This window comes from Mesorhizobium sp. M7A.F.Ca.CA.004.04.2.1 (genome assembly GCF_004022825.1).
Classification (GTDB): Bacteria; Pseudomonadota; Alphaproteobacteria; order Rhizobiales; family Rhizobiaceae; genus Mesorhizobium.
Genome location: NZ_RZPH01000778.1, coordinates 1 through 2,919 on the forward strand (window position 1 = coordinate 1; position 2,919 = coordinate 2,919).

3 protein-coding genes and 1 pseudogene are annotated in these 2,919 nt (G+C 62.5%); all 4 read right to left on the reverse strand.

What is annotated here, in order from left to right; translation table 11 throughout:
• Window positions 1-230, reverse strand: a pseudogene (locus EN893_RS26825) (GMC family oxidoreductase); the annotation flags it as partial.
• An 88-nt stretch (window positions 231-318) separates the two neighbouring features.
• On the reverse strand, window positions 319-1,434 hold the full coding sequence (locus EN893_RS26835) for an ABC transporter ATP-binding protein (RefSeq protein WP_023810089.1): 1,116 nt from the start codon (window positions 1,432-1,434) through the stop codon (window positions 319-321).
• 4 nt (window positions 1,435-1,438) lie between these two features.
• On the reverse strand, window positions 1,439-2,383 hold the full coding sequence (locus EN893_RS26840; protein WP_127272642.1) for a carbohydrate ABC transporter permease: 945 nt from the start codon (window positions 2,381-2,383) through the stop codon (window positions 1,439-1,441).
• On the reverse strand, window positions 2,380-2,919 hold a 540-nt coding region (locus EN893_RS26845), incomplete at its 5' end, for a sugar ABC transporter permease (protein ID WP_164901132.1). The genes EN893_RS26845 and EN893_RS26840, both read right to left, overlap by 4 nt.

The following is a 2,919-nucleotide window of genomic DNA, read 5'->3' on the forward strand; positions in this document are numbered from 1 at the left end:
TAGTAATAATTGCCGGGGTTGAAGGCGGCGCCGCCGGCCTCACGCCACATCTCCTTCGGCCTGTAATGGCCGTCGACGAAGATCGAGCGCGTGTCGCGCGCGTGCGGCGTCGCCGGCAACGGCTCGCCGCGCTCCAGCATCAGGATCGAGGCGCCGCTGCCGGCAAGGCCGGAAGCGATCGTAGCGCCGCCGATGCCGGAGCCGATGATGACGATGTCCGGATTTGTCATGGCCTAAATCGCGTCCCGACGCGCTTTAGTTTTTTGTTTTGATGCATGTCGTTGCCCCAAAACCGGATCCACTTTTGGGCGACATACATTAGCGAATACGGGTCTCGGTCGCCGGGTCGAAGAACACCGCCTTGGTCAGGTTGAAGGCAAGCGGCGTGTTGGTGCCCGGCTGGATGTTGGCGTCGGCGCGCAGCCGCGCCACCACGCCCTTGCCGCCGAGATTGGTGACGGCGAAAGTGTCCGAGCCGGCCGGTTCGACGACCTCGATGTGACAGTCGGCGGTTGCGATGTGCGAGGCGTTGCGCTCGGCACCTTCCGGATCGGTCAGGGCTTCGGGGCGGACACCGAAGATGATCGGTTTGCCCTGGAATGCCGACAGGCCGGCCGGTGCATTGGCCATCGGCAGCGAGATCGGCTCTCGTGCTTCGCGCTGCAGCACGACGGACAGCGCGTTGCCTGACGTGCCGATCGTCGCCGGGATCAGGTTCATCGCCGGCGAGCCCATGAAATCGGCGACGAAGAGATTGCTCGGGTTGTTGTAAATTTCGGCCGGCGTACCGAACTGCTGCACCTCGCCATCGCGCATGACCGCGATCTTGGTGGCCAGCGTCATCGCCTCGATCTGGTCGTGTGTGACGTAGACGATGGTGGTGCCGGTGGTGGCATGCAGGCGCTTGATTTCGATGCGCATGTCAACACGCAGCTTGGCGTCGAGGTTGGACAAGGGCTCGTCGAACAGGAACAGTTTTGGGTCGCGCACCAGCGCCCGGCCCATGGCGACGCGCTGGCGCTGGCCGCCGGAAAGCTGGCTCGGCTTGCGCTGCAAGAGGTGGCCGATCTGCAGCACCTTGGCCACCTTGTCGATGGCCTTCTGGCGCTCCGCCGCCGGCACGCCGCGCATCTCCATGCCGAAGGAGATGTTTCCGGCCACCGTCATGTTGGGGTAGAGCGCGTAGCTCTGGAAAACCATGGCGATGTCGCGCTTGGAAGGATGCAGATCGTTGATGGTGCGGCCGTCGACCCGGATTTCGCCCGAGGTGATCGTCTCCAGGCCGGCGATGGTGTTGAGCAAGGTCGACTTGCCGCAGCCGGAAGGGCCGACCAGCACCAGGAAGCCGCCTTTCTCGAGCTCGACATCGATCCCCTTCAGGATCTCGACCTGGCCGAAGCGCTTCCTCAAACCATCAATTTCCAGAAAAGCCATCGGATTATCCTTTGACGGCGCCCGCCATCAGACCGCGCACGAAATAGCGGCCGGCGAGCACATAGACGAGAAGGGTGGGCAGTGCCGCGATCATCGCGGCGGCCATGTTGACGTTGTATTCGACGACGCCGGTCGACGTGTTGACGACGTTGTTGAGCGCCACCGTCATAGGCATCGCGTCGCCAGTGCCGGCGTAAGCCGAGGCGAACAGGAAGTCGTTCCAGATGTTGGTGAACTGATAGATAACGGTGACGACGAAGATCGGCATCGAGTTCGGCAGCATGATGCGGCGGAAGATCTGGAAGAAGGATGCGCCGTCGACCTGTGCCGCCTTGACCAGTTCGGTGGGGAACGCCTCGTAGTAGTTGCGGAAGAACAGCGTGGTGAAGCCGATGCCGTAGACGACGTGGACGAAAACCAGATTGACGGTCGGATTGCCGAGCCCAAAGCTGGTTCCCGTTGCATTCTGCAGCGTGACGCCGAAGCGGCCGAGGCTGCCGAGGATGGTCGCCATCGGCAGCAGCACCGACTGGAACGGAATGAAGCAGGCGAACAGCATCAGCCCGAACACCAGCGTTGCGCCGCGGAAACGCCATTTGGTCAGCACGTAGCCGTTGAGCGCGCCGAGCATCGTCGAGATCAGCACAGCCGGGACCACCATCTTGATGGAGTTCCAGAAATAGCCCTTGATGCCGGCGCAGGTGAGGCCGACGCAGGTCTCGCCCCAGGCCTTCAGCCAGGGATCGAAGGTCGGTGCCCTGGGCAGCGCCAGCATGTTGCCGTTCTGGATCTCGTCCATGGTCTTGAACGAGGTCACCAGCATGACGAACAGCGGCATCAGATAAAATAGCGCAAACAGCGCCAGCAGCCCGTAGATGACGATGCGGTTGATGACCCTGGCGTTGACGCCGCCGGAGGCCTGGCGGGCGGGAGTGGTGAAGGCGCTCATCGCGGCTTCTCCCGCAGTTCCGAATAGAGATAGGGCACGATGATTGCGACGATGGTCATCAGCATGATCACCGCACTGGCCGAGCCGACGGCCATTTCGTTGCGCTTGAACGTGTACTCATACATGAAGTTGGACGGCAGCCAGGCCGATCCACCGGGCCCGCCGCTGGTCAGTGCGACCACGAGATCGTAGGACTTGATGGCGAGATGCGCGAGCACGATGAAAGCCGACAGGAAGATCGGCCGCAGCAGCGGGATGACGATGCGGCGGTAGAGCTGGAAGGTGGTGGCGCCGTCGATCTGCGCCGCCTTCATGATCTCGCCGTCGATGCCGCGCAGGCCGGCCAGGAACATCGCCATGATGAAGCCGGAGGCCTGCCAGACGCCGGCAATGACCACCGTGTAGATGACGAAATCCTTGTTCTTGATCCAGTCGAAATGGAAGCTCGTCCAGCCCCATTGATGCAAGGTCTGCTCGAGGCCGAGGCCGGGATCGAGAAACCATTTCCAGGCGACGCCGGTGACGATGAAGGACAG

Excerpts from the sequence above, each read along its gene's own strand:
- EN893_RS26835 (WP_023810089.1), bottom strand. The coding sequence starts at position 1,434 with ATGGCTTTTCTGGAAATTGATGGTTTGAGGAAGCGCTTCGGCCAGGTC.
- EN893_RS26840 (WP_127272642.1), bottom strand. The coding sequence starts at position 2,383 with ATGAGCGCCTTCACCACTCCCGCCCGCCAGGCCTCCGGCGGCGTCAAC.